The 20,552-nt window shown below is 62.9% G+C and carries 21 protein-coding genes; 9 read left to right on the top strand and 12 right to left on the bottom strand.

Annotated features, from left to right (window positions below; translation table 11 throughout):
* Positions 1 to 215: 215 nt before the first annotated feature.
* The 8 genes from E5W70_RS10000 to E5W70_RS09965 all read right to left on the bottom strand — a co-directional run bounded on the left by E5W70_RS10000 (position 216) and on the right by E5W70_RS09965 (position 7,547).
* Complete coding sequence (locus tag E5W70_RS10000; protein WP_292657106.1) at positions 216 to 695, bottom strand: MaoC/PaaZ C-terminal domain-containing protein; 480 nt, start codon at positions 693 to 695, stop codon at positions 216 to 218.
* A 1-nt stretch (position 696) separates the two neighbouring features.
* Positions 697 to 1,773 carry a Gfo/Idh/MocA family oxidoreductase gene (locus E5W70_RS09995; protein ID WP_292657104.1) on the bottom strand — a complete coding sequence of 359 codons (1,077 nt, stop codon included), beginning with the start codon at positions 1,771 to 1,773 and terminating at the stop codon, positions 697 to 699.
* Positions 1,766 to 2,095: an L-rhamnose mutarotase gene (locus E5W70_RS09990; RefSeq protein WP_292657102.1), complete on the bottom strand. Its 330-nt coding sequence runs from the start codon at positions 2,093 to 2,095 to the stop codon at positions 1,766 to 1,768. The genes E5W70_RS09995 and E5W70_RS09990 overlap by 8 nt, the downstream gene beginning before the upstream one ends.
* A gap of 9 nt (positions 2,096 to 2,104) precedes the next feature.
* Entirely contained in the window at positions 2,105 to 3,217 is a 1,113-nt protein-coding gene (locus E5W70_RS09985; protein WP_292657099.1) for a mandelate racemase/muconate lactonizing enzyme family protein, read from the bottom strand.
* Between the two features lie 3 nt (positions 3,218 to 3,220).
* Complete coding sequence (gene ugpC, locus E5W70_RS09980) at positions 3,221 to 4,318, bottom strand: sn-glycerol-3-phosphate ABC transporter ATP-binding protein UgpC (RefSeq protein WP_292657096.1); 1,098 nt, start codon at positions 4,316 to 4,318, stop codon at positions 3,221 to 3,223.
* Between the two features lies 1 nt (position 4,319).
* Entirely contained in the window at positions 4,320 to 5,186 is an 867-nt protein-coding gene (locus tag E5W70_RS09975) for a carbohydrate ABC transporter permease (RefSeq protein WP_292657093.1), read from the bottom strand.
* 2 nt (positions 5,187 to 5,188) lie between these two features.
* Positions 5,189 to 6,085: a sugar ABC transporter permease gene (locus E5W70_RS09970; RefSeq protein ID WP_292657090.1), complete on the bottom strand. Its 897-nt coding sequence runs from the start codon at positions 6,083 to 6,085 to the stop codon at positions 5,189 to 5,191.
* A 142-nt stretch (positions 6,086 to 6,227) separates the two neighbouring features.
* Positions 6,228 to 7,547, bottom strand: a complete 1,320-nt coding sequence (locus E5W70_RS09965; RefSeq protein ID WP_292657088.1) for a sugar ABC transporter substrate-binding protein — start codon at positions 7,545 to 7,547, stop codon at positions 6,228 to 6,230.
* Between the two features lie 157 nt (positions 7,548 to 7,704).
* Here E5W70_RS09965 and E5W70_RS09960 point away from each other — a divergent pair, with 157 nt between their 5' ends.
* Both E5W70_RS09960 and E5W70_RS09955 read left to right on the top strand, forming a co-directional pair.
* Entirely contained in the window at positions 7,705 to 8,493 is a 789-nt protein-coding gene (locus tag E5W70_RS09960; RefSeq protein ID WP_292657085.1) for an IclR family transcriptional regulator, read from the top strand.
* Positions 8,494 to 8,560: 67 nt separating this feature from the next.
* Complete coding sequence (locus tag E5W70_RS09955; RefSeq protein ID WP_292657083.1) at positions 8,561 to 9,397, top strand: amidohydrolase; 837 nt, start codon at positions 8,561 to 8,563, stop codon at positions 9,395 to 9,397.
* Here E5W70_RS09955 and E5W70_RS09950 read toward each other — a convergent pair.
* From E5W70_RS09950 to E5W70_RS09940, 3 genes are read right to left on the bottom strand one after another with little or no spacing between them, the layout of a single operon-like run.
* On the bottom strand, positions 9,383 to 10,540 hold the full coding sequence (locus E5W70_RS09950; protein ID WP_292657155.1) for an ABC transporter substrate-binding protein: 1,158 nt from the start codon (positions 10,538 to 10,540) through the stop codon (positions 9,383 to 9,385). The genes E5W70_RS09955 and E5W70_RS09950 overlap by 15 nt on opposite strands.
* A 20-nt stretch (positions 10,541 to 10,560) precedes the next feature.
* The gene (locus tag E5W70_RS09945; protein ID WP_292657080.1) at positions 10,561 to 11,721 is read right to left on the bottom strand and encodes a CaiB/BaiF CoA-transferase family protein; all 1,161 of its coding nucleotides are present in this window, start codon (positions 11,719 to 11,721) and stop codon (positions 10,561 to 10,563) included.
* Between the two features lie 3 nt (positions 11,722 to 11,724).
* Complete coding sequence (locus E5W70_RS09940) at positions 11,725 to 12,276, bottom strand: MaoC family dehydratase (RefSeq protein WP_292657077.1); 552 nt, start codon at positions 12,274 to 12,276, stop codon at positions 11,725 to 11,727.
* 190 nt (positions 12,277 to 12,466) lie between these two features.
* On the opposite strand from E5W70_RS09940, the gene E5W70_RS09935 reads away from it, so the two are divergent.
* Positions 12,467 to 13,564, top strand: coding sequence for a lactonase family protein (locus E5W70_RS09935; RefSeq protein WP_292657075.1), 1,098 nt, complete (start codon positions 12,467 to 12,469; stop codon positions 13,562 to 13,564).
* Between the two features lie 7 nt (positions 13,565 to 13,571).
* Here the strand turns inward: E5W70_RS09935 and E5W70_RS09930 are convergent, their stop codons facing one another.
* Positions 13,572 to 14,285 carry a GntR family transcriptional regulator gene (locus E5W70_RS09930; protein WP_023676076.1) on the bottom strand — a complete coding sequence of 238 codons (714 nt, stop codon included), beginning with the start codon at positions 14,283 to 14,285 and terminating at the stop codon, positions 13,572 to 13,574.
* 258 nt (positions 14,286 to 14,543) lie between these two features.
* Here E5W70_RS09930 and E5W70_RS09925 point away from each other — a divergent pair, with 258 nt between their 5' ends.
* The 6 genes from E5W70_RS09925 (at position 14,544) to E5W70_RS09900 (ending at position 20,526) form a co-directional block, all read left to right on the top strand.
* Positions 14,544 to 15,632, top strand: coding sequence for an ABC transporter ATP-binding protein (locus E5W70_RS09925; protein ID WP_292657070.1), 1,089 nt, complete (start codon positions 14,544 to 14,546; stop codon positions 15,630 to 15,632).
* 36 nt (positions 15,633 to 15,668) lie between these two features.
* A complete protein-coding gene (locus E5W70_RS09920) occupies positions 15,669 to 16,958 on the top strand; it encodes a PotD/PotF family extracellular solute-binding protein (RefSeq protein ID WP_292657067.1) in 1,290 nt (429 codons plus the stop codon).
* Positions 16,959 to 17,212: 254 nt separating this feature from the next.
* The gene (locus E5W70_RS09915; protein WP_292657064.1) at positions 17,213 to 18,121 is read left to right on the top strand and encodes an ABC transporter permease; all 909 of its coding nucleotides are present in this window, start codon (positions 17,213 to 17,215) and stop codon (positions 18,119 to 18,121) included.
* Position 18,122: 1 nt separating this feature from the next.
* Entirely contained in the window at positions 18,123 to 18,941 is an 819-nt protein-coding gene (locus tag E5W70_RS09910) for an ABC transporter permease (protein ID WP_292657061.1), read from the top strand.
* 2 nt (positions 18,942 to 18,943) lie between these two features.
* A complete protein-coding gene (locus tag E5W70_RS09905; RefSeq protein ID WP_292657059.1) occupies positions 18,944 to 19,684 on the top strand; it encodes an aspartate/glutamate racemase family protein in 741 nt (246 codons plus the stop codon).
* A gap of 5 nt (positions 19,685 to 19,689) precedes the next feature.
* Entirely contained in the window at positions 19,690 to 20,526 is an 837-nt protein-coding gene (locus E5W70_RS09900) for a GNAT family N-acetyltransferase (protein ID WP_292657054.1), read from the top strand.
* Positions 20,527 to 20,552 lie beyond the last annotated feature (26 nt).

Genomic DNA, 20,552 nt, shown 5'->3' with positions numbered 1-20,552 from the left:
CCTCTGCCCTGCCGGACATCTCCCCCGCAAGGGGGGAGATCGGATGTCGCTTCGGCTTTCGCCAACCACAATGCTGGACCGCAGGGCAATGACCGCCGACCTGAAGCAGTTGCCCTGGGTAGCATTTGTTCTTGCTTTGTGCCGGCAGCTATGCTACTAATCTGGGTATGGTGCTGATTCGCACCGAGGACCCGCCGCAAGGCGGTTTTTTGTTTTTAGGTTTCAGCGCCGTCCGTCGAGGCTCTGCTCGGCTTGTCGCGACGCTCGACGATGTAGATGTGGTCGGCGACCAACACCACGTCGCCATGCTGGTTGATCACCTCGCAGCGCTCGACGACCCGGCCTGAATCGGGTCGCTTCGGGTCGTCTTCCTGGGCCGAGATGGTGGTGCGGGTCCTGATCGTATCGCCGATGAACACCGGCTTGATGAAGCGCAGCCGGTCGTAGCCATAGGAGAAGGCAACCGGGTTGACGACGCTTGCCGTCAGCCCGACGCCGACCGAAAACACCAGCGTGCCGTGGGCGATGCGCTGGCCGAACGGCGTCGTCTTCATGAACTCGGCGTCCATGTGGTGGGGAAAGAAATCGCCGGTATGGCCGGCATGGACGACGAAGTCGGTCTCGGTGATGGTGCGCCCGCTGGTCATGCGCGACGAGCCGATCTGATAGTCCTCGAAATAGATCGTCTGCTCCATGTCAGGGCCTCGCCGCGATCGGTGTTGCCGGCGCCGCGCTCGATTGATAGGCGGCTTCGACCAGCGCCATGGTGTTCCAGCCGTCCTCGACGGAACTGACAAGTTCGGCGTCCTCGCCCGATGCGTAGCGCTGGACATTGGCCATGCGGCCGGCAAAGGCGTCTGGAAACCATGCGCCGACGAGCGGCACCGTAATCCAGTCGGAGCCGCCCTTCGGATAGATTTCAAGGATGTCAGGCTCGCCGCGCGGATAGTCGAGGTTGAGCCCCAGCTTGAGATAGGCGGCGCCCTCGGTGCCGCAGATGCGGAATTCGCAGGCCTGGTGTTTTCGACCGAATTTGTGATCGTGGTTGATCGACAGCGCACAGCGCACGGTGTCGCCATAGTCGAGGATCGCGCTGGTGCGCGTTTGCGCAACCTTGTGGCCGGGATGGCCGAGTGTCTTGGCGTGAACCCCCTTGGGGTCGCCGAGCAATTGCCGGATCAGGTCGAGATAATGGATCGAATGCATGGCGATCTCGACGCGCGGCGCCTGCGACAGGAATTCCCAGAGCTGCCAGGGTGTCGCCAGCGCCAGCCATGCGTCGAAATCGATCACGTCGCCCAGCCAGCCCTTGGCGATCGCATCCTTGAGTGCCAGCATCATCGGCGCGAAGCGCAGCTGGAAATTCACCGCCGCCTTCAGGTCTTTGGAGCGGCAGATTTCAAGGATCTCGGTCGCCTGGCTGAGGTCACTTCCCATCGGCTTCTGGATCAGCGCCACCGCACCATCGGGCAGCGCCCTGAGCACGCCGGCATGATAGGCCGGCGGCGTCGCCAGATCGAAGACGGCGTCCTTGATTGACGCAGCTTCCTCGAGCGACCGGTAAGCGGTGACGCCCCATTTCTGCGCCAGTTTTTCCGCCTTGGCCAGGTCGGGGTCGAAAAGCCCGGCAACCGGGAAACCGGCCTTCCCATAGGCCGGGAAATGCGCATCGCCGACGATCGAGCCGGCGCCGAAAATCACGATCGGCCTGGGCTTTGACGGCTGTGTCCAGGCCTGGGAAAGCGAGGCAGGATCGAAAATGTCATCAGTCATAATGGAAGACTTCGTCCATCGACGCCCACCACTCGCCCTCCTTGCGGGTCGGCAGCGGCTCCTGGCACGGCATGCAGAGCGCCCACCATTCCTGCGTCGTGGGATCGGCAGCCATCTTCGCCATGTCGGCGGCATAGTCGGTGCCGTGGTACTCGAAGGTGCTGAACAAAAGGTGCTCCGGCTCCCTCAGATAAATCGAATAATTCTTGATGTTGCAGGCGGAAATCATCTTGAGGACGACCGGCCAGACGGCGGCGTGAAGCCGCACATACTCGGCGACTTTCTCCGGCTTGAGGCCGAGCACCATTCCCATTCGCTGCATATCCGCCTCCTATTTCACTATCGTCGTGGTGAATTCCGCGATGCTCTTCGCCTTGATCGCATCCCAGTCCCAGTCGATGCCGATGCCGGGCTCGTCCGGCGCCAATGCGTGCCCGTCCTCGATACGCATTTTCTTGCCGGTCAGCTCGTCGAGCTGGGGAATATACTCGACATATCTGCCGTTCTGAACGGCGCATGTCAGGCTGACATGCAGTTCCATCAGGAAATGCGGGCAGACCGGTATGTCGAACGCCTCGGCCGCGTGCGCCACCTTCAGCCACGGCGTGATGCCGCCGATGCGGCCGACATCGACCTGCACGATCGAGCACGCGCCCTTCTGCATATATTCGCGGAAATGCCGGATCGAATAGAGCGACTCGCCGACGGCGATCGGCGTCGATGTGGCACTCGACAGCCGCACATGGCCGTCAATGTCGTCGGCCGGCAGCGGTTCCTCGATCCAGGCGAGGTCGAGTTCACGCAGGCGCTCGGCTCGGCGGATTGCCTCGTCGACCGAAAAGCCCTGGTTGCAGTCGGTCATGATTTCGTAGGAGTCTCCGACCGCCCGGCGCACCGCCGTCAGCCGGGCAAAATCCTCGGAACCGTGCGGCTTGCCGATCTTGACTTTCGAGCCGCGAAAACCCTTGGCCTTAGCGTCCAGCGCATCCTCGACCAGCGCCTCGGTTTCGATATGCAGCCAGCCGCCTTCGGTCGTGTAGAGCGGGCAGCGGTCCTTGGCGCCACCGGCCAGCTTCCACAGCGGCAGGCCCTGTTTCTTCGCCCGCAGGTCCCAAAGGGCAGTGTCGATGGCCGCGAGCGCGATTGCCGTGATCGCGCCGATCGTCGTGGCATGGGTGGCGAACTCCAGCTCGTGCCAGATCGCCTCGATCATGTCGGCGTCGCGGCCGATCAGCCGCGGCGCAAGGTGGTCGGCCAGGAGCCGCATCACCGACGAGCCGCCGGTGCCGATCGTGTAGCTGTAGCCGGTGCCGACCGCGCCGTCGGCATCGGTAATGGTGACGATCGGTGTTTCCTGGCTGACAAAACTCTGGATGGCATCGGTGCGCTTGACCTTCGGCACCAGGTCGACCATCCGCAGTTCGACTTTCTCGATCTTTGCCATGTTTTAACCTCGCAATGTCTTGCCGGTATCGGCGGAAAACAGATGGGCCTGCGACAGGTCGAGGCTCATCTTGACCCGGTCGCCGGTTTTGAGCGGCTTTGGATTGAGCATCCGCGATACCCAGTCGCTGCCGTTGAATTCGGCGAACACCAGCGTCTCGTTGCCGAGCGGCTCGGTGACGGTCACCGGCAGTTCCACCTGGTGGACGTCGACATCTTCGCCGGAGCTGATGCCGTGCCCCGTCGGATAGATGTCGTCGGGCCTGAGGCCGAACACGACTTTGTCGCCTGTTCCGACATTTGCTTTGAACTGGCTGGGCAGGGGCAGCCTCTCGCCGCTGGCGAACAGCAGCTGTCCGTCGTCGACAACCGCCTCGTGCAAATTCATCGGTGGCGAGCCGATGAAGCCCGCGACGAAGCGTGTCTGCGGCCGGCGGAAGACCTCGTCGGGTGTGCCGACCTGCTCGATGAAGCCGTCACGCATGATGACGATGCGGTCCGCCAATGTCATCGCTTCGACCTGGTCATGGGTGACGTAGATCACTGTCGACTTGACCTTGGCGTGCAGCTTCTTGATCTCGGTGCGCATCTGCGTCCGAAGCTTGGCGTCGAGATTGGAAAGCGGCTCGTCGAACAGGAAGACATCGGGATCTCGCACGATGGCGCGGCCCATGGCGACACGCTGGCGCTGACCGCCGGACAGCTGCGACGGCCGGCGGTCGAGCAATTGGTCGAGGCCGAGAATGCCGGACGCTTCGGCGACGCGACGGTCCATTTCTTCTTTCGCGGCGCCCGCGATCTTGAGCGAGAAGCCGAGATTTTCGCGCACCGTCATATGCGGATAGAGCGCGTAGGACTGGAACACCATCGAGATGTTGCGCGAGCGCGGCGGCAGGTCGTTGACCATGCGGCCGCCGATCTCGATGACCCCGTCGCTGATCGCCTCGAGGCCGGCGATCATGCGCAGGGTTGTCGACTTGCCGCAGCCGGACGGACCGACCAGCGCGATGAACTCGCGGTCGGCGACCTCGAGATCGATGCCGTGCACCACGGCCACCGGACCGTAGCTTTTGGTGAGTCTCTTGAGCGATACGGTTGCCATGTCAGCCTTTCACCGCGCCGGACGTGAGGCCGCCGACGAGATGTTTCTGGACGATGAAGGTAAGCGTGAGCGCCGGTATGATCATGACCACGGCCAGCGCGCACATGCCGCGCCAGTCGATGGTGAATTCGGCCGTATAGTCGAGCAGGCCGACCGGCAGGGTCTTGGAGTTGATCGAGCGTGTCAGCTGCGAGGCGAGCGCGAACTCGTTCCAGGAAGTGAGGAAGGCAAAGATGCCGGCCGAGGCAATGCCGGGGCCGGCCAGCGGATACTCGACCTGCCAGAAGGCCTGCCAGCGCGTGCAGCCGTCGATCTGCGCCGCCTCTGCGAGGTCTTTCGGCACCTGGCGGAAAAAGCCGTCTATCAGCCAGACGGTGAAGGGCACGTTGAGCGCGACATAGACCAGGATCAGCCCGAAATGCGTATCGATGATGCCAAGCCGCGCAAAGACGAAGAACAGCGGCAGCGACAGCGCAATGCCAGGCACCGTGCGCGTCAGCATCAGGCCAAGGAACATCGTCGATTTGGCGCGGAAGCGATAGCGCGCAAAGGCATAGCCGCCGGCCATGCCGATGACGATGGCGATCACCGTCGAGGTCACCGAGATGATCAGCGAATTGCGGAAGTAGTCGAGCACCGGAATGCCGCCCTGGCCGACGCCGCTGAACATGGCGATGTAGGCGTCGAGCGAGAGTTGCTGCGGGATCCACACCGGCGGCTTGGCCATGATCTCGACGGTCGGCCGCAGCGACGACAGCACGATCCAGATGCCGGGCAGGCAGATGACCAGCATGGCCAGAAACAGTCCGATGCCGTGGACGATCCGAAGCGCTTTGTTGCCGACGCGATGCAGGCTGTTCTGGTCCATCCTCACCACTCCGCCGCGATCTGCGTGCGCGCCGCTGCGAGCTTGCGGTAGAAATAGACGGTGAACAGGATGGACAGCAGGATCGAGAAATAGGCCATGGCGTTGGCCATCCCCATCCTGGCATCGCTGTAGGCGGTGCGGGCGACCAGCGTCCAGACCAGTTCGGTGCGGCCGGCGGGGCCGCCGTCGGTCATGATCTTGACGATGTCATAGGCGCGCGCGACGTCGAGTGAGCGGATGGTCATGGCGATAAAGGCAAACGGCATGATGAACGGCCAGGTGACATAGCGGAATGTCTGCCACGGCGTGCAGCCGTCGACGCGGGCCGCCTCGACCGGTTCGCGCGGCATCGCAAGCAGCCCGGCCAGGATCAGGATCGCGAACACCGAGGTCGACGACCAGATCTCGGCGATCAGGATGGCGATGAAGGCGAGATTGCCGTCGATTAGCCACGGGATGGCGCGGTCGGTCAGGCCGAGCCCCTGCAGGGCATTGTTCACCAGGCCGATATTGTCGTTGAACATGAATTTGAACTGGAAGCCGACGAGGATCGGCGAAAACATCATCGGAAACATCATGATGGTGCGCAGAACCCGCTGGCCGCGCGATGCCTTCTCCACCAGCAGCGCCAGCCCGAGCCCGATCAGCATTTCCAGGTTGAGCGCAACCGTCAGTAGCACCACGGTGCGGGCAAAGGCGACCCAGAAAGCGCGGCTGGTCAGGATGGCAACGTAGTTGCGCGCGCCGATGAAGACCCAGAACGTCTCCGGCTTGGTCAGCCGGAACGGTGTGAAGCTGGAGTAGAGCGATAGCAGCAACGGCACCACCACCACGGCCGCCAGCACGATCACCGCCGGCAGCAGGAGCAGCAATGGCGGCGAAGGTCTCCAGCCTTTCATGGCGATCCGGTTCTGGTTGGCGCCCGGACACCGAAGGCCGCCATCGGCGAGCTGGGATCAAGACAAAGCGTGTTGCGCATGGTTCGTAAAAAGTTCGGGGGCGCCGCTCTTCGATGAGCGCGGCGCCCCCTTGCGAGAATGGTCAAAGCTTGCCGGCGTCCTCGAGGATCTGGGTGGCCTTGGCGGCAGCGTCGTCCAGCGCCTGCTTGGAGGTCTTGTCGCCAAGGATGGCGGCTTGCAATTCGGGATAGACGGCGTTGGAGATTTCGATCCATTCAGGTGTCTGCGGCACGGCGAAAGCGTGCTTTGCCTCTTCCTGGAAAGCCGCCAGCACTTCCTTCTTGTAGGGATCGCTGGCCGCCTGCTGGATGTCCCAGTCCCACACCGCTGTGCGGGTCGGCAGTGGGCCGCTTGCCGCCTCGAGCTTCTGGCTGTCCTCATTGGTCAGGAACCAGACCAGCGACGCCGCAGCCTCTTTGCTAGCGCAGTTTTCGGTGACCGAAAATCCGTGGTGCCCCGACCAGCCGGTGCGAATGCCGGCCGATCCCTTCGGCGCCACCTTCACCCCGACATTGCCGGCGACCTTCGACGACTTTGGATCGTTGAAGAAGCCTGCCCAGCCCGGCCAGTCGAGGTTGATGGCGACGGTACCCGAGGCAAAGCCCTGGCCGAGATCATCCCAGAGATAGTTGGTGGTGCCGGCCGGCACCGCCTTGGCCTTGTAGAGATTGACGAACCAGTCGAGCGCGTGCACGCCGGCTTCCGAGTTGAAGGCCGGCTTGCCATCCTTGTCGAGGTATTCGCCGCCGTCGGCGATGAGCATCTCGTAAAAGCGGCCGTTGATCGCCTCTTCCTTGCCGGCGAACTGGGTGCCATAGAAATCCGGCGGGCTGGCGAAGAATTCCGCCTGCTGGGCGACCTCGTCCCAGGTGTCGGGTGGCGTCAGTTCCTTGCCGTACTTGGCCTTGTAGGCGGCCTTCTTGGCTTCGTCCTGGTAGAGGCTCTTCTGGTAATAGAGCGCCGAGACGTCGAACTGCGCGCGAGGCAGCATTACCAGCTTGCCCTCGAGCGTCGAGGCTTTGATCGTCGACGGAACGAAGGCGTCGATCTCCTCCTTCGGCAGCAGCTTGTTGAGGTCGGTGTAGATATCAGGATATTGCGGCGCGAAGGACGAGTGGTTCGACCCAACGCACCAGTTGATGCTGCCGGAGGCGATGTCCGACTTGATTTCCTTGTCGAGCTCGAAGTGGTTTTTCTTCGAGATCACGTTGACCTTGGCGCCGGTCAGCTTTTCCCATTCGCCGATGCGCGCGTAGAGCCCTTCATATTGCTGGCCGCCGATCAGCTTGGCGTCGATGGTGACGCCGTCGAATTTGCCGGGCAGGTCGGCAGCAAGGGCAGCACTCGCACCAAGTGCGAGCAGCGTTACGCCGGCCGACAGGCCGCAAAACAGTTTCGTCATTGGTATCCTCCCAAGAGTCTGCGTCGATCCATAGCGAGGGCTGATCGGCAGCTTCATTCATATACAAACAAAATATTTATAGGATCGTCAAGCCGAAAGTTCTTCCGGAAGCAACTGTTATGCGTATATGAAATGCGAAATTCACTGGAGAAGCCCAATGGCAGAGGACGAGGAAGACGAGCGCTATCGAGCCCCGGCGCTGGACAAGGGGCTCGACATCCTCGAGCTGCTGGCCGGCGTCGACGGCGGCCTGACGCAGGCGGAAATCGCCAAGAAACTCGACCGCAGCCCGAACGAGTTCTATCGCATGCTGGATCGGCTGGTGCGGCGCGGCTATGTCACGCGGCCGGATGGCGACCGTTACTCGCTGACGCTCAAGCTGTTTGGCCTGGCGCAGCTGCACGCGCCGGTGCGCCGGCTGGCCTCCTATGCGACGCCGCTGATGCGCGAACTGGCCGAAACCACACAGCAGGCAAATCAGCTCGTCGTCTTCGATCGCGGTTCCGCCGTGGTCATTGCCCAGCAGGAAGCGCCGGATTACTGGGGCATCTCTATCCGCGTCGGCTCGCATATCAGCCTGTTCGACACCGGGTCCGGCCATGTATTGCTGGCGTTCCGCTCGCCGGAAGAGCGGCAGATGATGATCTCCGAACATCTGCGCAGCACTGACAAGCCGCCGCAGTCGCCGGAATTCTTTGCTCGCCTCGACCAGATTAGGGAACGCGGCTACGAGATGATGGCGTCGATGCAGACGGCCGGCGTGTTCAACCTGTCGACGCCCGTTCTCGGCTCAGATGGCAAGGCGATCGCCGCACTGTCGATCCCCTACATAACCCTGGTCAACGCACTCAAGGCGCCCGACATTACCAGGACGATAGAGCTGTTGCTGACGGCGACCGAAAAGCTGTCGCAACTGGCGGGTTCGACCGTCAAGCAATCGAGATGAATTCTTATTTGAATGAAGAATTTCTCCGTGAGATGATCTCGAAGTCGCCAAGGAGGAGCGCGCCACCATGATCTTCGATACCCATCTGCACCTGATCGACCAGTCCGCGCTGCGCTATCCCTGGCTGGCCGGCGTGCCGGCGCTCAACCGCGATTTCTCCTACGACGAATATGCAGTCCAGGCCCGCCGCGCCGGCATCGAGGGCGCGTTGCATATGGAGGTCGATGTCGATCCAGCCGACATCGAGGCTGAAACCAGCCGTGTCAAAGCGCTATCGCGGCACAAGGCCAGCTTGCTACGCGGGGCAATTGCCTCCTGCCGTCCGGAAGAGCCGGGCTTTGCCGCCTATCTCGAGCGCGAGCGCGCCGATCCTTTCGTCAAGGGCTTTCGCCGCGTGCTGCACGTCATGCCGGATGAGCTCTCGGAAGGCGCGCTGTTCCGCGAAAACATCAAGCGGCTGGCCGGCAGCGGCCTGACCTTCGACCTCGTCGTTCTGCCCCATCAGATCCCCAGGGCGATCGCACTTGCCGACCTCGCGCCGGACGTGCAGTTCGTGCTCGACCATTGCGGCGTGCCCGACATCAAGGGTGGTGCCGAGCACCCCTGGCGCGAGCATATGGCAGAGATCGCGCGGCGACCGAACGTCGTCGGCAAAATTTCCGGTGTGGTCGCCTATGCGGATGCCGGATCCTGGACTGTCGAAACGCTGCGTTCCTATGTCGAGCACACCATCGAATGTTTCGGCTGGGACCGCGTCGTCTGGGGGAGCGACTGGCCGGTCTGCACGCTCGGCGGCGGGCTTGCGACCTGGATTGCGGCAACGCACGCGCTGCTTGCTGGCACCAGCGACGATGAACGGCGAAAGCTGCTGGCCGGCAACGCGAAGCGGCTATGGAGTTTCTGACGCCGCTCCTCCGCCTGCAACGCCGGACACCTGCGTCGAAAGGCTCTCCCGAAACAGGCGATTGAGATCGACAACGACGCCAGCGGCATTGTGCCTTTCGCTCAGGCCGAGATTGATGCGATCGGACGCCGCCTGCTGGAACGCCATGTAGCCGTCGTGACGCGACCTGACCCAGGCACCTTCGAGCGTGGCTCGGGTGTCCTTGTAGAAATTGCCGGCGGCGGCATTGACGGCGGCATCCGCCCAGGCCGCGGCGTGGCCAGGCTGGCCGCCGGCCGAGGCGTAGGGGCCGCGCTGCACGTCGCCGCTGGCGATCCAGTAGGCGAAGTCGATTGCCGCCTGCCTGGCCTTCGAAAAGGCCGACACGGCAATGCCGGTCCCGCCGAGCGCCGAGCCTTTGGGGCCGGCATTGCCCGCGGCCGGGATATCCGCGAAAGCGAGGCGGTTGGCTCGAAACCCGGTGATGGCATAGGAGACATAGCCATAGATCAGCGGTGCGCAGGCGATCCGCGAGACGGATCCGGCCATTTGCTCCAGAACCGCGATCGGATCCATGCCAAGACAGGCCGGGTCGACGAGGGCCGCGATCTCGCGCATCATCTCGAAGACCTGCTTGCCCGTTGCCGGATCCACATGGTCGCCAGGGCCTTCACCGGCGGGCCGGCCGAGATTGCCGGCAAGCGTGTAGAACGTCATCAGCGAATGCGGCGGCCTCAGCGGCAACAACACGCGGCCTTGCCGCGCCAGATCGAGCGCATCGGCCCAGCTCGCCGGCGCAGCCGAAAGCATGTCGGGCCGCCATGCCTGCACCTGGCTGGCCGCGTCGATCGGAAACGCCCACTGCCGGCCTTGCCAGTTGTAGCTCGGAAAGGACCGGCCGACACTGCCCGCCGCAAGTGCTGCACGTTCGGCTTCCCGGCCGGCAACATCGAGCGGCGCCAGGCAATTCTCGGCGGTGATCTGGCCGACATGCGGATGATCGATGACGATCAGATCATAGGCACGGGCCAGTTCCTCGACCGGAAAGGACTCGAAATCCTGCAGCGAGCGCTTGTCCCATTCGATAGTGGCGCCGGTCCGTTCCTTCCACAGCGCCGAACAGGCGACCATTGGGTCATAGCCGCGCGGATGGCTCCAGGTCATGCCTTTGAGCGTGACGTCGCTCACAGCCCGAATTCCTCGCGGATTTTTGCGCTGTGCTCGCCGATGCGTGGCGCGGCCCGCTCGACCTTGGCGCGGATGCCGTCGACCCTGAGCGGCGAGCGCGTGGTGAGGATCGAAACGTCATCCTCGCGGGTCACCGTCTGCAACATGTCGAGGGCCTGGAAGCCTTCGCTGGCCATCATTTCCGGCCAGGTCAAAACCTTGGCGCACCAGATGTCGGCGGGCTCGAGGATACCGAGCCACTCATCGACCGCCCTGGTCGCGATTTTTTGCGCGATGATCGCCTTGATCTCGTCGCGGGCGGTGAACCAGGTCGACGGCTGGTCGCGATAGGGCGCAAGCTCCTCGAGCCCGAGGAGATCGGCCAGCTTCGAGATCGGCGTCATGGCGATCGCCAGATAGCCGTCCTTGGCCGGATAGACGCCATAGGGCGCAGAGAGATAGGCGTGCGCGCTGCGAAAGCTCGACCGCCGCGGCAGCCGGCGCCCGTCATTGAGATGTGTGGTCAGCACCTCGAACTGGAAGTCGACCAGCGCTTCGAGCAGGCTGGTCTCGACATGGCTGCCCTTGCCGGTCACGCCGCGCCGCACCAGTGCCGCAAGAATGCCTTGCGCGGCGGCGGAACCCGCCAGCATGTCGGCGATCGCCAGGCCGAAGGGCACCGGGCCCTGGTCCTCGTCGCCGTTCAGCCACATCACGCCAGAGCGGGCCTGGGCCAGCAGATCCTGGCCGGGCCGTTTGACCCAGGGGCCTTCCTCGCCATAGCCGCTGATCGAGGCATAGACCAGGCGCGGATTGATCTTGCGCACCGCCTCGTAATCGAAGCCCAGGCGTTCGATGACGCCGGGTCTGAAATTCTGGATCAGCACGTCGGCCTTGGCCAGCAGGCCGCGCAGTGCCGCAAGGTCGGCCTCGTCCTTCAAGTCGATGGCAAAGCTTTCCTTGGCGCGGTTGATCGCGTGGAAAATGGTGGAATCGCCGCCGATCTCGGTGTCGCTGAGATAAAGCCGGCGCGACAGGTCGCCGCCATCCGGCCGTTCGATCTTGATGATCCGAGCGCCGAGGTCGAGCAGTCTGAGCGAGCAGTAGGGCCCGGACAGGAACTGGCTCATATCGACAACGATGAGCCCCGTCAGCGGCAGTTCGGCAATGGCAGCCATTGCCTATTTCTCCGTCTTGCCGGCGAAGTCGGCCGGATTGCGGTACTTCACCGTCTGCAGGTGCTCGCAATAAAGCACGAGCTCGCCTTCACCCTTGAAGACTTCATAGCTGGCGCGGATCAGCCCCATTTCCTTGTATTTTGGCTTCTTGTCGAGGTTGGAGCGGATCGAATAAATCGTGTCGCCGATGAACACCGGCTTGATGAAGCGCAATTTGTCGTAGCCATACGAAAAGGCGTTGATGCAGTTGGTGGCGACGAGCCCGAGCCCGGCCGAGAACACGAAGGCCCCTGCCACCAGCCGCTTGCCGAAAATGCCTTGCGTTTCGGCGAACATCTGGTCCTGCACGTATGGATGGATGTCGAGCACCAGCGTGTTGAAGAGATGGCTGTCGCCCTCGGCAATGGTCCGGCGCAGCGAACGGATCTTCTGGCCGATCGGCCAGTCTTCGTAGAACCAGTTCTCCGCGTTCCAGACGGGAAGGTCGGCGTGATCCCTAGGCATGTTGGCGGGGTGTGTCGATGCCACGCCCACGGTTGGTGCGAAACCGCTCATGACGACTTCCTCTGGCAGCGGGAATCGTCCATCAGGGCGCGCCGCAGACCAGCGAAATGCATGATAGATCCTCCCGTCAATCTTCTTTTGTGAATAGTATTTTCACATATGGGGTTGTGTTGCAAGCGAGTCTCGGCGAAATTTTGCCCGCTCCGTCGCGGCCAATGCCGACGGAACAAGGGAGGAAGTGATGCAGAATGCCTGTCTGGTTTTCGTCGGCAGCCTCAATCGCGACGCCCCGTATTTTCAGGGCGCGCGCGGCATCGGGCTGGGTGTCTACAGTTTCGACGAAGGGACGCTGGAGACGAAGAAACTGGCCGAGACGGGAGACATCGACAATCCCACCTTTCTGTCGGTGACGCCGGACGGCTCCCACATCTATGCCAACTCAGAAGTGTTCACCTGGCGCGAAGGGGTGGTCTCGGCCTACCGTTTCGACAGGCAGACCGCCACGCTGTCCTACATCAACAAGCAGCCGACGCTGGGCAGTATCACGGCGCACAACACCATCACGCGCGACCGGACGAAGCTGCTGGTCGCCAATTACGGCATGGGCGAGGGCGGCCCCGACCGCTCGGTCGTGGTCTATGGGCTGGGTGAGAATGGCGGCCTGACAGCGCCGTTGTCGAGCGTTGCCCATAGCGGGACCGGACCGGACCCGGCCCGCCAGGAGCGGCCCCATGCCCATAGCGTAACCGAGACGGTTTCCGGCGATGTTGCGATCGTCGCCGACCTCGGCATCGACCGGCTGGTGTCCTATCGCATCGGCTCAGACGGCAGCCTGACGAAGCACGCCGAGTCGGAGCTTGCGCCGGGCGCGGGTCCGCGCCATTTGGCGCTGCATCCGGGCGGCCGCTTCGTGTTCGTCATGAACGAGCTGGATTCGACGGTCGTCTCGCTGGCGCTGGACGAAGCATCAGGCAAGCTTACGGTGATCGACAGCAAGCCGGCCGTGCCGCCCGAGGCGCGCGACGGCAATCACTGCGCCGACATCCAGATCTCGCCTGACGGCCGCTTCCTCTACGGCTCCAACCGCGGCCATGACAGCATCGCGGTGTTTTCGATCGACCAGCAAACCGGCAGGCTTGCCCTTGTGGGCTATACGCGTTGCGGCGGCGCCACGCCGCGCAATCTGGCCCTGACGCTCTCGGGCGGCCATCTGTTCTCGGCCAACCAGAATGCCGACCGCATCTCGATCTTCGCCCGTGATGCCGCAACCGGCCGGCTGACCGACACCGGCCGATCCATCGACATTGGTACGCCGATGTGCGTGAGGATCGTGCGTTGACGTGATCTCAGAACTCGAGCGCCTGCCTGAGTGCCGGGCCGCTCCTGACGCGCAAATCGAGGTCGGCCTCGATATGGTCGATGTGGTGCAGCATCAGCGCGCTGGCGCGTTCGGCATTGCCATTTTCCAGCGCCTCGAGGATTTGCGTGTGTTCGTTGTGGCCGCAGCTCGAGATGCCCGAGCGGCCATAGAGTGCGATCACCAGCGATGAACGAGCGACCAGCTCCTCCATGAAACGCTGCAGGATGACGTTCCCCGCGACCGAAGCCAGAAGCAGGTGAAAATCCCCCGACGCCTTGATCTCCGATCGCCTTGCGTTCGGTCCGCGTTCGGCGATGAAACGGCCTTCTTCGTCGAGCTGGGCCTTGAACGCGGCGACATGCGCCGGCGTCATCCGCCCGGCGGCGGCAATCGCGATGCCTGGTTCGATGAGCCGGCGCGAAGCAAAGACCTGCCGCGCTTCCTCCGGCGACGGATTGGCGACGAAGGCGCCGCGATTGCGCTCGGTGCGCACCAATCCCTCGAAGGAAAGCATCTGCAGTGCCGCACGCGCGACGGTGCGGCTGACATCGAACAGCGTGCCGACTTCGCCTTCGGAAAGCTTGGTTCCCGGCGCCAGCCGGCGATCGACGATCGCGTCGCGCAACTGGTCGCGGATCGCCTGCGCGCGATCCTCGTTGGCGGCCTCGATAGCAGGGAAAGTCTGGTCGGCAATGTTCATGGCGGTGGTCCTGCCTTCTTCTATCCTGAATCGCATCGCTTGGACGAGAGACAAAGTGAATACAGGGATGAAAAAGATTGCATGCGATTTTTGCGAGGATCGGCGGCAATCGCCTATAATTTGTGCATTGCACAAGGGTGCCGTATTGGCAGCCATATAGAGGCGGCCCTGATTTCTTCGAGGATTCAGTCGGTTGGTGCGGCGGCGCGCAACTGGCACGCATGATGCTTCGGCTAATCCGACCAAAGGGGAAGCTGGATGTCCAAAGCCGCCGAAATCGACATTGTGTCCGTTTCGAAAGTCTATGGCGTGACGACTGCCGTCGAAGGCATCAGCCTGAAAATCCCTGCGGGAACCTATTGCTGCCTGCTCGGTCCGTCCGGCTGTGGCAAGACCTCGACGCTGCGCATGATCGCCGGGCACGAGAGCATATCGAGCGGCGATGTGCGGCTCGGCAACACAGTGGTCACCGACCTGCCGCCGGCCAGGCGCGGCACCGCCATGATGTTCCAGTCCTATGCACTGTTTCCGCATCTCGACCTGATCGACAATGTCGCGTTCAGCCTGAAGATGAAAGGCGTCGGCAAGGAGGAGCGCCGCGCCAAGGCGCTCGACATGCTGAAGCTGATGCAGATGGAGGCATATGCCAGCCGCCGTCCGGCGCAGCTTTCGGGCGGCCAGCAGCAGCGCGTTGCTCTTGCGCGCGCATTGATCACCGATCCCGAGGCGCTGTTGCTCGACGAACCGCTTTCGGCGCTCGATCCGTTCCTGAAAATCCGCATGCGGGCCGAACTGAAGAAGCTGCAGACGTCGCTCGGCATCACGTTCGTCCACGTCACCCACAGCCAGGAAGAGGCGATGGCGCTGGCCGACCTGATCGTGGTGATGAACGATGGCCGTATCGAGCAGGCGGCGCATCCCCGCATCGTGTTCGAGCGTCCGGCCACGGCCTTCGTCGCTCGCTTCATGGGCGACCACAATGTCATCTCCGGGCGCGTCAGCGGCAGTCGCGACGGCATGGTCGTTTTCGATGTGCCCGGCGGCATCACGCTCGCGGCCAGCGGGCAGGGCAGGGAGACCGGGGAGCCGATCGACATCGCCATTCGCACCGACCACGTGCGGATCGGCGAGCCGCCGGCAGCCGGGCTCGGCTTCACCGGCATCGTTTCAAACATCGAGTACCGCGGTTCGACCGTGAAGCTCTCGGTCAATGGCGCGGGCATCGACGATTTCACGGTGATCGTCGACGACACCAGCTTCTTCGCCAGGCCGGTTGCCGTCGGCGACGCCGTGCCGATCGCCTGGGACGCCGAGGACGCCATCGTCCTTGGCCGTCTCGATTCCTGAAACCCAGCATAACCAACCAGAACAGGGGAACTGAACATGACCAACACCACCGACAAGAAGACAGGAATATCGCGTCGTTCGCTGCTCAAGACAGGCGCCGCCGCCGTCGGTTTCGCCGCCGGTTCCGGCGCCATATCAGGCTTTCCGACCATTTGGGCGCAATCGAACATCACGCTGCGCCAGTTCGGCACCGGCGTGTCCAACCTCAATGCCATCGCCGACAAGTGCAAAGCCGATCTCGGCATCACGCTGGAGATGACGGCAACCGATTCCGACGCCGCCGCGCAGCGCGCCGTGACGCAGCCCGACAGCTACGACATCGCCGACATCGAATACTGGATCTGCAAGAAGGTGTTCCCGACAGGCGTCCTGCAGCCGATGGATGTCACCAAGCTGAAATATTACGACGAGCTCGTGCCGCTGTTCAAAACCGGCAAGCTGACGCCGGACAGCGTTATCGCCCAGGGCACCGCGCCGCATACGGTCGGTTACGTCGAGGCGCAGGACAGCAAGGTCTTCGCCAAGACGCCGACCAACTGGTTCACCATGGTGCCGACGATCTACAATGCCGATACGCTCGGTATCCGCCCCGACCTCGTCGGTCGTGACATCACCACCTGGGCCGACATCATGGATCCGGCCTTCAAGGGCAAGACCGCCATCCTCAACATCCCGTCGATCGGCATCATGGATGCGGCGATGATCATGGAAGCCACCGGCAATATCAAATATGCCGACAAGGGCAACATGACCAAGGAGGAGATCGACAAGACGATCGACTTCCTGATCAAGGCCAAGCAAGCCGGCCAGTTCCGCGCCTTCTGGAAATCTTTCGACGAGAGCGTCAACCTGATGGCTTCAGGCGAAGTGGTAATCCAGTCAATGTGGTCGCCGGCCGTGGCCGCGGTCCGCTCCAAGGGCATCGCGTGCCGGTTCCAGCCGCTCAAGGAAGGCTACCGGTCCTGGGGTGGCGGGCTTGGCCTGGCAGCCCATCTCTCCGGCGCCGAACTCGATGCCGCCTACGAATACATCAACTGGTACACGTCCGGTTGGGTTGGCGGCTATCTCAACCGCCAGGGCTATTACTCGGCCAACATGGTGTCGGCCAAGAAGTTCATGTCCGAGGACGAGTGGGGCTACTGGATCGAAGGCAAGCCGGCAAAGGGCGATATCCTGTCGCCGGACGGCAAGGTCATGGAAAAGGCCGGCGCCGTGCGTGACGGCGGCTCGTTCGAAGAGCGCATGGGCAAGGTCGCCTGCTGGAACTCGGTCATGGACGAGGACCGCTACATGGTGAAGCGCTGGAACGAGTTTATCGCTGCTTGATGCAGCCGGGCAACAACTGAGATGCCTCATTCCTTCCCACCCCCCTCTGTCCTGCCGGACATCTCCCCCGCAAGGGGGGAGATTGCGCCGTCATTTCTGCTTTCGCCAATCTCCAAGGTTTCAAAAGGAGAGCCAGCGGCGAAATTGCTAATCTCCCCCCTTGCGGGGGAGATGTCCGGCAGGACAGAGGGGAGTGGGAAGGATCACGGTTTGCCAGATTATCGGCCTTGTGCGACACCTTTGGGCTGTTCCAGATGACAGTGGCACTTGATCAGCCCGCAACCATTGCCATAAAGCCGGCCAGACGTAGGCGCTCCTTTGCTGGCGTCGCACCCTATCTCCAGGCGGGACCGCTGGCGCTGATCCTCGGCGCGTTCCTCCTGCTGCCGATCCTGATGATCGCCGTGGTCTCATTCTGGGACTACGATTTCGCGGCGATGTATCCGGATTTCCTGACCACCAACTATTCCGACACGCTCGGCTCGTGGGTTACCTGGAAGACCTATCTAAATACGCTGAAATACGCCGCCATCGTCTGGGCGCTGACGCTGTTGATCGGTTTCTGGGTCGCCTATTTCCTCGCCTTCCATATCAGGACTACGGCCATGCAGATGGTGCTGTTCCTTGTTTGCACCGTGCCGTTCCTGACCTCCAACATCATCCGCATGATCTCGTGGATCCCCGTGCTTGGCCGCAACGGCCTGGTCAACTCGACGCTGGTGCAAATGGGGCTGATCCCGAAGCCGATCGAATGGCTGCTCTATTCCGAATTCGCCGTGGTGCTGGCCATGGTGCATCTCTACACGCTGTTCATGGTGACGCCGATCTTCAACACGCTGATGCGCATCGACAAGTCGCTGATCGAAGCCGCGCGCGACGCCGGCGCTTCCGGCTGGCAGGTTCTGTGGAACGTCGTCATCCCGCTCGCCAAGCCCGGCATGGCGATCGGCACCATCTTCGTCGTCACCCTGGTGATGGCCGACTTCTCGACGGTGCAGGTGATGTCCGGCGGCCAGAGCGCCTCCGTCGCGCTGATGATGAAGAACCAGATGTCGCTGCTGCAGTATCCGGCGGCCGCTGCCAACGCGGTCGTGCTGCTGGTACTGGTCCTGCTGATGGTCGCGGGCATCCTGCGCATCGTCGACATTCGCAAGGAGCTGTGAGTTGAGTCACGACAAGCGGACCCTCGAATTCTATGTGTTGGCGGCGTTCTTCGCGCTTTTCGTGCTGTTCCTCTACGGCCCGCTTTCGGCGATCCTGATCCTCTCCTTCCAGGGCGAGAATGGCGGTCTGACATTTCCGCTGAACGGCGTCTCGCTGCACTGGTTTGCCAATTTGTTCGAGCGCCAGGCGGTCGGCGACTTCGGCGGCAGCTTCAAACGCTCGCTCATCCTTGGCCTGATGGTGATGGTGGTGACTGTTGCCGTGTCGCTGCTCGCCGGCCTCGCCTTCCGGCAGAAATTTCGCGGCGCATCCGCACTGTTCTATCTGGCCGTCGCCAGCCTGGTCGTGCCATCGATCATCATCAGTCTCGGCATCGGCGTCGTCTTCCAGCAGATCGGCTTCCGCCCCGCCTGGTACACGTCCGCTTTCGGCGCCCATCTGACCTGGACCTTGCCTTTCGGCGTGCTGATCATGTTTGCTGTCTTCAACCGGTTCTCGCCGGCCTATGAGGAAGCCGCGCGCGACCTCGGAGCATCGTCCTGGCAAACCTTTGCCCATGTCGTGCTGCCGATGATCGCACCCAGCCTGATCGGTGTCGGCCTGTTCGGTTTCACTCTGTCTTATGACGAGTTCGCCCGCACGCTGATGACCTCGGGCACCTTCAACACGCTGCCGCTCGAAATCTACGGCATGACGACCAATGTCACGACGCCGGTGCTCTATGCGCTCGGCACCGTGACGACCGTGTTTTCCTTCCTGGTGATCCTGCTGACGCTCGGCGCGATCGTCTATGTCGGCCGCCGCCGTGAGCGTGCCTGACAGTGCAGATCCTCGTCGTCAATCCAAACACCACCGCCAGCATGACCGAGACTATTGCGGCGGCGGCCCGATCTGTCGCTGCTCAATCGACGACGATCGTTGCCGTCACCTCTACGATGGGCCCGGTTTCGATCGAAGGCTATTACGATGAAGCACTTGCCGTACCCGGCCTGCTGGTCGAGATCGCAGCCGGCGAACGGTCGGGCGCGCAAGCCGCAATCATTGCCTGTTTCGACGATACCGGCCTCGATGCCGCGCGCGCCATGGCCAACATTCCGGTCATCGGCATTTGCGAGGCATCGCTCAGCACGGCCTCGTTCATCGCCCAGCGCTTCACCGTCGTCACCACCACCGGGCGTTCGCGCGTGCCGGTCGAAGGGCTGGTGCAGCGCTATGGCATGGCGGGGCGCGCGCGCGTGCGCGCTGCCGATATCCCGGTTCTTGCCCTCGAAGATCCGGCGTCCGGCGCACTCCCCAGGCTGCGCAACGAGATTGCGCGCGCCATCGACGAGGATCGCGCCGAGGCGATCGTGCTCGGCTGTGCCGGCATGGCCGACCTGGCGGTGGCGCTGCAGCGGGAATTCGGGCTTCCGGTCGTCGACGGTGTGGGCGCTGCGGTGAAACAGGCCGAGGCATTGATCGCGCTTGGCCTGACGACATCCAAGCGCGGCGCCTATGCAAGCCCATTGGCAAAGCCCTATCATGGTGCGCTGAAATCCTTCGCGCCTGGTGCCGCCGATTGATCGCAATGCCCCGAACGATCCGAACGCTCGCACGTGAAGAAGTGGAAACCCTTGTCGATTGGGCGGCGGCGGAAGGCTGGAATCCCGGCCTCGGCGACGCCGCGCTGTTCCAGGCAGCCGACCCGCAGGGCTTCATCGGCGCCTTTGTCGACGGCGAACTGGCGGCCGGTATTTCGGCCGTTGCCTATGGCGACGATTTCGGCTTCATCGGCCTCTACATCTGCCGGCCGGACAGGCGTGGCCAAGGCCACGGTAAGGCCGTTTGGGATGCCGGCATGGCGCGGCTCGGCAAGCGCACGATCGGCCTCGACGGCGTCGTCGAACAGCAGGCCAACTACCGCAGCATGGGCTTTGCGCCGGCCTACCGGACGATCCGGTTCATGGGGTCACCGAATGTCCCGGCAGCCGCCGACAACGACATTCGCGCCATAGGGCCGGAACTCGTGCCGGACATACTGGACTATGACCCCCGTTTCTTCCCCGGCCCGAGGCGATCATTCCTGGAACACTGGCTGCGCCCGCCGCATATCGCGCTTGCGATCCTCAAGCACGGCGCCATTGCGGGATACGGCGTCGCGCGCCAATGCCGGGACGGCTGCAAGATCGGCCCGCTCTTTGCCGACGATCTGGACGCGGCAAGCCATCTCTTCACCGCGCTCGCGCACATGTCCGGTCCTGGAAACGTCCATCTCGACGTTCCCGAAACCAGCGGACAATTTGCAGATTTGCTGTCGTCCGCCGGCCTTCAGCCGGGCTTCGAGACCGCTCGAATGTACAAGGGAAGGGCGCCGCAGCTCATGCAGTCCGGGGTTTTTGCGATAACGACGCTGGAGTTGGGGTGAGGCGGTGCAAGCCGACTTCCAGCGCA

It is taken from the genome of Mesorhizobium sp. (assembly GCF_005063415.1).
Classification (GTDB): domain Bacteria; phylum Pseudomonadota; class Alphaproteobacteria; order Rhizobiales; family Rhizobiaceae; genus Mesorhizobium.
This window is presented reverse-complemented; position numbering and strand designations above follow the sequence as displayed.

Bases quoted from the DNA above. Each gene is read 5' to 3' on its own strand.
- E5W70_RS10000 (WP_292657106.1), bottom strand. From the start codon at position 695: ATGGAGCAGACGATCTATTTCGAGGACTATCAGATCGGCTCGTCGCGC.
- E5W70_RS09995 (WP_292657104.1), bottom strand. From the start codon at position 1,773: ATGACTGATGACATTTTCGATCCTGCCTCGCTTTCCCAGGCCTGGACA.
- E5W70_RS09990 (WP_292657102.1), bottom strand. From the start codon at position 2,095: ATGCAGCGAATGGGAATGGTGCTCGGCCTCAAGCCGGAGAAAGTCGCC.
- E5W70_RS09985 (WP_292657099.1), bottom strand. From the start codon at position 3,217: ATGGCAAAGATCGAGAAAGTCGAACTGCGGATGGTCGACCTGGTGCCG.
- ugpC (WP_292657096.1), bottom strand. From the start codon at position 4,318: ATGGCAACCGTATCGCTCAAGAGACTCACCAAAAGCTACGGTCCGGTG.
- E5W70_RS09975 (WP_292657093.1), bottom strand. From the start codon at position 5,186: ATGGACCAGAACAGCCTGCATCGCGTCGGCAACAAAGCGCTTCGGATC.
- E5W70_RS09970 (WP_292657090.1), bottom strand. From the start codon at position 6,085: ATGAAAGGCTGGAGACCTTCGCCGCCATTGCTGCTCCTGCTGCCGGCG.
- E5W70_RS09965 (WP_292657088.1), bottom strand. From the start codon at position 7,547: ATGACGAAACTGTTTTGCGGCCTGTCGGCCGGCGTAACGCTGCTCGCA.
- E5W70_RS09960 (WP_292657085.1), top strand. From the start codon at position 7,705: ATGGCAGAGGACGAGGAAGACGAGCGCTATCGAGCCCCGGCGCTGGAC.
- E5W70_RS09955 (WP_292657083.1), top strand. From the start codon at position 8,561: ATGATCTTCGATACCCATCTGCACCTGATCGACCAGTCCGCGCTGCGC.
- E5W70_RS09950 (WP_292657155.1), bottom strand. From the start codon at position 10,540: ATGACCTGGAGCCATCCGCGCGGCTATGACCCAATGGTCGCCTGTTCG.
- E5W70_RS09945 (WP_292657080.1), bottom strand. From the start codon at position 11,721: ATGGCTGCCATTGCCGAACTGCCGCTGACGGGGCTCATCGTTGTCGAT.
- E5W70_RS09940 (WP_292657077.1), bottom strand. From the start codon at position 12,276: ATGAGCGGTTTCGCACCAACCGTGGGCGTGGCATCGACACACCCCGCC.
- E5W70_RS09935 (WP_292657075.1), top strand. From the start codon at position 12,467: ATGCAGAATGCCTGTCTGGTTTTCGTCGGCAGCCTCAATCGCGACGCC.
- E5W70_RS09930 (WP_023676076.1), bottom strand. From the start codon at position 14,285: ATGAACATTGCCGACCAGACTTTCCCTGCTATCGAGGCCGCCAACGAG.
- E5W70_RS09925 (WP_292657070.1), top strand. From the start codon at position 14,544: ATGTCCAAAGCCGCCGAAATCGACATTGTGTCCGTTTCGAAAGTCTAT.
- E5W70_RS09920 (WP_292657067.1), top strand. From the start codon at position 15,669: ATGACCAACACCACCGACAAGAAGACAGGAATATCGCGTCGTTCGCTG.
- E5W70_RS09915 (WP_292657064.1), top strand. From the start codon at position 17,213: ATGACAGTGGCACTTGATCAGCCCGCAACCATTGCCATAAAGCCGGCC.
- E5W70_RS09900 (WP_292657054.1), top strand. From the start codon at position 19,690: ATGCCCCGAACGATCCGAACGCTCGCACGTGAAGAAGTGGAAACCCTT.